Origin of the sequence: Planococcus chinensis (assembly GCF_042681545.1) — a bacterium.
In the GTDB taxonomy this organism is placed as follows: domain Bacteria; phylum Bacillota; class Bacilli; order Bacillales_A; family Planococcaceae; genus Planococcus; species Planococcus chinensis.
The window spans coordinates 1-7,717 of the sequence record NZ_JBHUFW010000013.1 but is presented as its reverse complement, the minus strand read 5'-3'; the positions used below and the strand labels follow the sequence as shown (position 1 = coordinate 7,717).

The window sequence follows — 7,717 nt, the reverse complement described above, 5'->3', positions numbered from 1 at the left end:
GAATGTAACTTAATGGTAATTATGTTACATTCACTTTCGCATACTTATCAATCTAAAACTAATTGGCATTTCAATTAGTTTTCTGAATTAAAGGAGTTCATTATGTTTCAAAAAAAGCAAACAGCAGATCCAGTGAAACCGAAGATTTATGTCCCCATTTTATATACATTTTTTCTAATGGTCTCTCTCGTACGTTTAATTCACGATGTATATAACAATGAAGCCGAAGGTCTAGTAAGTAATGTTTTAATAGCTGTTCTATTCTTTTCACTATCGCTTTTCAGTTGGATTATTTTCAAAAAACATTCCACCTTATATCAAAATTCCTTACATTCTGAGCATCTTAAATAAAGATGTTTTTTGCAAAATCTGAATGTAACTTATTCTAAATTAAGTTACATTCACATCCTTGATTCTATTGACTTTCTAGAAAAAAACGAAGAAACTGACATTACGCGAAAAAAAGATACATTCAGATCGTTGATTCTATTGGGCTCGTACTTCCTTGGCGGCGCTCTTTTTCTTTTCTCTAAATCACCTTGAGTAGTTCGCTACATATGGATTTCCCTGAAAATGATTGGAGGGCTCCACCAATGAAAAAAATCTATCTCACTCTCTTACTTAGTTTGCTTTTAGGTTCTTGCAGCCAAGAAACCTCTTCTGGAAGTTATGCCATGATACTGGTGGTAAATGGGACTGAATACAACGGGACCGAAGCACAGCTTGCGGATTATCAAGCAGGCAAAGTGATTGGAAAAGTGACAGAAGAAGTTGCCCCTGATGTACTTCCAAGCAATAATCAGTCCAATTTTTTTGAAAAAGGAACCGTTATCTTCTCGGTGAAAAACGAAACAGAATTTGTGATTGTCGAAGATCCGGCAGGAGAGAGACACCTGTTGCAACGCGCTCCAGGAAATGACGCCAACTAGCCCTTCAGAAATACAGGAACGAATCTTGAAAGAGGGATGTAGATGAACAAACAAAGCGAAATCAAAGACGTGCAGCCGATCCGATCGCTGGACCGGATCGAGGACATGAAATGGAGTTTGAAGAAATGGTGCGGGGAACGGGACTACATCCTGTTTCTTATCGGCATCAATTTGGGGCTGCGCGTCGGGGACCTGTTAAAGATTAAAGTGAGTGAGATCCAGGGCAAGCACGTCGTGTCCCTACGCGAAGGAAAGACCGGAAAACGCCGGACGATCCACCTCGGCAACATCTACGACGAGCTGAACGCCTATATCGGCACGTTAACCGGCTCAGAATGGCTATTTCCGAGCCGGAAGGGGCACAACCCAATTACAAGGGTCCAGGCGTACCGGCAGCTCAACAAGGCGGCCCAGATGGCCGATATGCCATCCGGCATCGGCACGCACACGCTGCGCAAGACATTCGGCTACTGGCATTACAAGCAATTCAAAGATATTGCCGAGCTGCAGAACATCCTCAACCACACTCATCCGCAGATTACCCTGCGCTACATCGGCATCACCGATGAGCAGATTGAGAGCAATTTAAAAGCGTTTCGTCTGTAAAACTCCCAGCATTTTTATGCGGGAGTTTTTATTTGTCAAAAAACGGCTTTTAAGGTGTCTCTGAGCGTTTCTAGGAATTTCATCTCCCTAAGTTCGTCTTTTTTCTAAAAATCGTTTTAAAGAGGTTTCTGAGCGTTTAAATAGCTATGTTTAATGAAGACAGAGAAGAGACTCTGTTTTTTCGTTTGATCTTTGAATTTGGCAATTGAATTTGAAAAGGTAACAGTTTCGGTCCCACTTTTTTCACCACCACCATTTTTTTCTCGCGCGCGTGTTGTTGGTGTTTTATATTACTTGTTTAATTACTTTGTTTTACTTGTTTTAGAGAGGGTCTGAGACCTTGGTATAACTGACTTTAATCAACTTAAACATCACACTTTTGATTCGAAGTATCACACTTTTGATTCGAAGTATCACACTTTTGATTCCTCAAACATCACACTTTTGATTCAAAACATCACACTTTTGATTCGAAGTATCACAAAACATAATTATGTGTTACCAGTTGTTTTTACAAGTTTTAGAGGTTATTATTAAAGCAACAAATATCGCATAATTAAAACTTGTGATATTTAAATGCGAGGAGTGGAATGAATGGATTCAAATTATTTAGTTACACAGGGAAATCAATTGATTGAAGCTCGCCAAAAAAAACCTCTAAGCACTAGAGAACAAAAAATTATTTTAACTATGGTTAGTATGATTGAACCAACTGATGAAGACTTTAAAGATTACGTTATTTCCGTTCGAGAATTTCATGAAATGCTTGGATTAGAAGGACGAGAACATTACACGCAACTAAAGAAAGTGGTAGAAGATTTGATGTCTAAAGTAGTGGAAATACCATCTAAAAATGATGGATGGGTAATGACCCACTGGGTGTCTAGAGCTGAATATGTGGATGGCTCTGGAACGATTAAGCTACGTTTTGCACCAGATCTTAAGCCTTACTTATTACAATTAAAAACAGCATTTACATCTTATAAATTAAGTAACATTTTATCGTTAAAAAGTGGTTATTCTATTCGATTATATGAATTAATGAAAAAATGGCAGCACCTTGGTCGTTGGGAATATCCTGTTCAAGATTTGAAAGAGAAAATTGGAATAGAGACTAATACTTACAAGCAATATGGCCATTTTAAATCTCGAGTTTTGCAGCCATCAATTATAGAATTAAATAAAAAAACAGACCTTACTATAGATTTTAAAGAAATAAAAAAAGGGCGAAGCATAGAGAAAATTGAGTTCACTATTCGACATACTCCAGAAAAGGAAATTCAATTACCGAAAGACGAAAAGAAACAGGAGAAAGTTAAAAAACCTTCTAAAATTGATCAAACACGAACTCGATTAAATGAACAGACCGATGGTTATCAATTCGATACAGCGTTCTTTGCACAGCTGCATCAAGGAGCTTCACTTATCTGGGAAGATAATGTCGAACAGGAATTGGAATGGCTGATTCATTACGTCAACGAGGAAAAGACGGTCAAAAATCCTCTTGGGTTTATCAAATCCAAAATCACTTCCGCCTGGAAGATCCACGAAGCTGGCGGACGAATTACGTTTGCTGATTTGCAGCCGATGAAAGAACGTGCGACTGGGCGGGAAGAAAAACTTCCGGACTGGTTCACCTCCAAAGAGGAACCAATCGAGCCGGCGGAAGCAAATCCGGAACTCGACAAAGAAAAAGAGCTGCTGCTGAAAAAGCTGGCCGAAAAAAAGAAACGTACAAAGAAAGATGCCTCAACTTCTTAAACAGAAAAGCCAAAAGCCCAATCCGATTTCCTCTCGTTGGAGAAATCAGATCAGGCTTTTTTGTTGGTCTTCCGATCCGTTAACTTTATTTTTGCCCCTACTTTTTTATATCCGAAGGCGACAAATTTCTTACAGGAACCACCCCGATTTTGGGGTGGTGTATAACTGGGCACTCTCGCTTTTTGCTTTCGGATTCTTTCGCCCCTTTTAATCGTTTTAGGAAATCGCGACGCGTCCAATGCGCAGCATTATTTACAGCTGGAAGCTGCCCGTGATACGCCTAATTTTTTAGGGTGTATAGATGGGCACTCGCTGCCTTTTTTTCATGAACGCATTTAAGTTTTGGAAAAAGAGAAGTCGAAGAACGAAAAACATTGTAAGCAAATCAAATCAAAAATTTTCACAAGATCAATCAAAAAACAGAGAAAGAGCATAAGGGAAACGTGCCCCCATTTTTAATGTGGGACTAGGCAGAGCCTAGTGTTTGTGTGGGTACACCAATTTTCGGTTTTGGCACACTTTTGTGCCACTTTTTTTTCGAGCTGACACAAGTTTGTGCCAGCTCTTTTTAGCTTTTGGTACAGTTTTGTACCAGCTTTTCTCGCATCGATTTTACCTGGTCTACTTTTTTCTTGAAGTCATTTTAAGTTTGAAAAGACATTTAAATTCACTATCATTTCTAGAAAAAACAACCGAGTGTTTCATCAAAACGGTCTTTTTTTATTGTCACAAGCTTGTGACAGCGAACCAAAAAGACTGTCACAAAACTGTGCCAAAACGGATTTTTCGTGCAAGCAACGAAACCCCTGGCTCTGCCAGGGCTGGCAATGAAATTGCAAGCACGTTTTCCTTATGCTCTTTCTCTACTTTTTGCTTGGTCCATGAAATTTTCGGTTTGATTTGAGCCCCTGCAGGAAACCCGAAACGGTGCCGTTATTTTGAAAAAAATCACTGCGTATAAATGGGCACTCGCATTGAATTTAGTTGTTTTGAATTTCGTTTTTGAACTGGACCAGACATTTCTAGAAAAAAGAATAGGATTTCCGAGCCGATCGACAGCAGCAAAAATTCCATCCAGAGTGCCCAGTTATACACCACCCCAAATTCGGGGTGGTGAAAGGGATTCACTTGTCGCCTTCGGATGTAAAAAATACATAGATAAAAATGAAAAATAGCAATAATTCGTTCGTAAAATTAGCCTAAAACAGAAGAACGTTCACAAAGTGTATGAACACATTTGCGAACGTTCTTTTTCTGCTTTTCGATTACTTTTGAGGTGTTCGAAAACGTGTACTTTTACGAACGGTTTGATTTCCAAAATTAGCTATCTATTATATTTAGTTCTAAGTATATTTAACGTAAGCATTTTGGTTCTAATGATAAGAGATAAAAGATAACGAAGGAGGACCTATGGAAAAAAGTAAACTTCGTATAAGAAATGATGAGGATGGCATTACCGTGTTAATTGGTAAAAATAATGTACAAGAATCTATCCAATACATCCAAACAAACCAGATTAAAAGTTTACAGATTACCTATTACTACGAAGAATCACAAATCGATTTCTTGAGTGAATGCCCAAGTATTGAATCTTTGTCACTACAAGGACCGAATGTGAAGAATTTGAGCGGACTCTATCACTTGAAGGCGCTTAAAAGTTTGTCTATCGACGATGCAGTTCCTTCCTTGACAATCGACTTCAGCCAATTACTCACTTTGGAAGGGATTTACGGCACACTACCGCCTAAGGCAGCAGAAATCGGCAACTTAATTAACTTGAAGAAAATACAGATTTGGGGTTATAAGCCAAAAGGAAAAAACTTAAAAGAACTCTCAAATATGAAAGCTCTTGAAGATCTCGAGCTCATCAGCTCTAATATCACTTCCTTAGAGGGGATTCAAGGATTGAAGAAATTGAGTAGCTTAGGATTGTTCAGAATGAGAGCCTTGACTGACATCGAAGCGATCCAGCATCTATCGAAAAATTTAATTTCACTCGAAATCGAAGCTGCGAAAAAGATAGAAGACTTTTCGCCAATCGGAAAAGTCCAGTCGATCGTTCATTTAGCTTTAAATAACTGTGGAACGATACCTTCCATACGATTCATTAAGCATCTTCCTCATTTGAGCAGCATGAGGTTTTGGGACTCCACTGTCGAGGATGGAGATGTCTCCCCTTGTATCGAACTGGAACACGTTTATTTCACGAATAAAAAACATTATTCGCACCGGCTGATAGAGGGGGCACGGCTCAATGACCGTCCCACTTTTAAAGAAAGATTTCTACCGGAAGACACTGAACCGGTTCTCCAAAATGCTAATCAGGTAGAGCAGTCGTTGCCTACTCAAGAGTGGAGAATAAGGATGGACGACGGAGATGACCAGTTTACCGAAGAAAATATATTGGCAACCGAAACCGTGCTCCAAGACTATAGGGTTGTACTTTCCAATCTAAACAATCCATCCGAAAAGGAAATTATTAAAAAAGTGAAGAAAACGGTCCTCCGTTTAAATGCGTTGAATGAAAAATATGACTTTTTCATTGAGACTTTAGAGCGGGAGGAACTCTATGATTTTATCATGGAAGAAGCGCAGCAAGCCGGTCTGGAGACGGAGGAAGACATTACTGAAGAATGGCGGGAATGGTAGGAGAGATTTAGCAAGACTTCTCTGACTCTGAAATTTACAACAGAAGATGTGCCAGGGGAGTATTTTTGAATATACCTTGATGAAACTTAGGTTTACATATCCCGAATTATAGGAAGTCTCCTGGAAAAACAGAAAGAAGATGCTGAGTTACTAGCATCTTCTTTCTGTTTAATTACTTCTGATAACCTGTGATATGTAAACTGACTATCTCTTAAATTCGTCTATTAAAAATACTTTTGATTTAACGATAGCTTAAAACGAACTAGTTAACAGCAGCCTCGTTCTGCTAACCCTCCGTCTTATCATCCATCTGGTTAAGATTTTCAGCAACTTGAACCTTGCCGATCGGCCTTCCACCCAACTTTGGCAGAACCGAAAATACTTCATTGGATTCCCAAACAGGATTCCCAACAAACCTGCCAAAGATGAAGGGACTTGGCAATTCTTCCACCATCACTTCTTCTCGTACAAGGACCCTGAATCGGTCGTATATGGAACACGTTAGACGGAAGGACATAAAATCCACTATGCAATTTACTGTTGCGGTATGTTTTTTATCAGGTGCTTTTTTGGGTGTCCCTTTTAACAGAAAGGCATAGGTAAAGTTCACTTTTTTAGCACGCTGTAGAGCCAGTTCAACTTCCGTTGAATCCCATGCTTTGTATTCCCAAATTTTGAACAGGACTTTTCTAAAAAACGATTCTACCTCGAATACTTTTTCTTTACGATCTTTAATTCTCAACAGGATATTCGGATCGTATGGAACGACAATATCCCAAAATCCATCAATTACAGGATCATTTAGATTGAACTCCTCAGCGTCTTTCCTACAAAAAAGATTGATATGTTTAATGTCATCTTTTTTTCCTTTGATATCTAGAAAATGACTTATCAACGCCGCAGAACTCCAAATTTGCAGTTCAAAATCATCCTCAGCGGATACGCGCCTTTTTCTCGCGTTTGTATCATCGAAAACAGCTATCTCCATTTGTTATCCTCCTTTTCTAAATCGATAAGGGCTAAGCTTCTCTCGTTTAATTTATTTTAGCATCTGTTCTTCTTTGTGAATCCTTTACTAAAAAAGAAGGTGCAAGTGTGATTGAACTCTTATAACATGAAACAAAAAGAGGTGGCGAGCAATTGATGATGACGCCCAGCGAGGTTTGTAAGCAATTGAACATTTCTCCTTCAACGTTGAGAAAATACAGCCTTCGCTTTGAAACAGAAGGAATTCTCTTTAAAAGAAACAAAAGTAACAGCCGAATCTACACCGTCACAGAGGTCGCGGCGTTACGGGACTCTATGACGGTCACGAAAAGCGGTGACATAACGTTCGAGAATGCTGTCAGAGAAGCTGCTGAAGGTTTAAAAGGTGCATCTACCATAACGCCAGAAAACGGCGTCACAAGCACACCGTCGCGGCGTCATGACGACGTCGCGACAGCCGTTATCTTGAAGAAATTGGAAAACCTTGAAGAAGAGAACCGAAGTTTGAAAGAAGAGATGCGAAAACGTGACTCCTTGTTTGTAGAAGTCTTGGAAGAAATGAAGCATAAACTGGATCGAATAGAAGAGAATCAGAAGCAACTATCTGCACCAACATTCGAAGAACCAGAGCTTGATTCACCAGAATCGTCCTCACAGCAGCCAGAAAGCGAACCAGAAACGGCCACACCCAAAAAAGACACTCGAGGTTTATGGGCCAGAATCTGGAACAAATAAAGGGTACTATTTCAGCGGAAACGAATGTAACTTATGTGCAGTTAAGTTAC

The 7,717-nt window shown here is 39.4% G+C and carries 6 protein-coding genes; 5 read left to right on the top strand and 1 reads right to left on the bottom strand.

All coding sequences use genetic code 11. The features are described from left to right. Positions 1-593: 593 nt before the first annotated feature. From ACFSDB_RS16620 to ACFSDB_RS16605, 4 genes are all read left to right on the top strand, one after another. A complete protein-coding gene (locus ACFSDB_RS16620) occupies positions 594-929 on the top strand; it encodes a hypothetical protein (protein ID WP_204893860.1) in 336 nt (111 codons plus the stop codon). Positions 930-971: 42 nt separating this feature from the next. After that, a complete protein-coding gene (locus ACFSDB_RS16615; protein WP_204893859.1) occupies positions 972-1,535 on the top strand; it encodes a tyrosine-type recombinase/integrase in 564 nt (187 codons plus the stop codon). A 594-nt stretch (positions 1,536-2,129) separates the two neighbouring features. Beyond that, the gene (locus ACFSDB_RS16610; RefSeq protein WP_204893858.1) at positions 2,130-3,296 is read left to right on the top strand and encodes a replication initiation protein; all 1,167 of its coding nucleotides are present in this window, start codon (positions 2,130-2,132) and stop codon (positions 3,294-3,296) included. 2,364 nt (positions 3,297-5,660) lie between these two features. Then, positions 5,661-5,945, top strand: a complete 285-nt coding sequence (locus ACFSDB_RS16605; RefSeq protein ID WP_204893861.1) for a hypothetical protein — start codon at positions 5,661-5,663, stop codon at positions 5,943-5,945. A 286-nt stretch (positions 5,946-6,231) separates the two neighbouring features. Here ACFSDB_RS16605 and ACFSDB_RS16600 read toward each other — a convergent pair whose 3' ends face one another. Continuing rightward, positions 6,232-6,933 carry a hypothetical protein gene (locus ACFSDB_RS16600; protein WP_204893857.1) on the bottom strand — a complete coding sequence of 234 codons (702 nt, stop codon included), beginning with the start codon at positions 6,931-6,933 and terminating at the stop codon, positions 6,232-6,234. A gap of 155 nt (positions 6,934-7,088) precedes the next feature. Between ACFSDB_RS16600 and ACFSDB_RS16595 the strand changes: the two genes are divergently transcribed. Beyond that, on the top strand, positions 7,089-7,667 hold the full coding sequence (locus tag ACFSDB_RS16595; RefSeq protein ID WP_377340666.1) for a MerR family transcriptional regulator: 579 nt from the start codon (positions 7,089-7,091) through the stop codon (positions 7,665-7,667). The last annotated feature ends 50 nt before the right edge of the window (positions 7,668-7,717 follow it).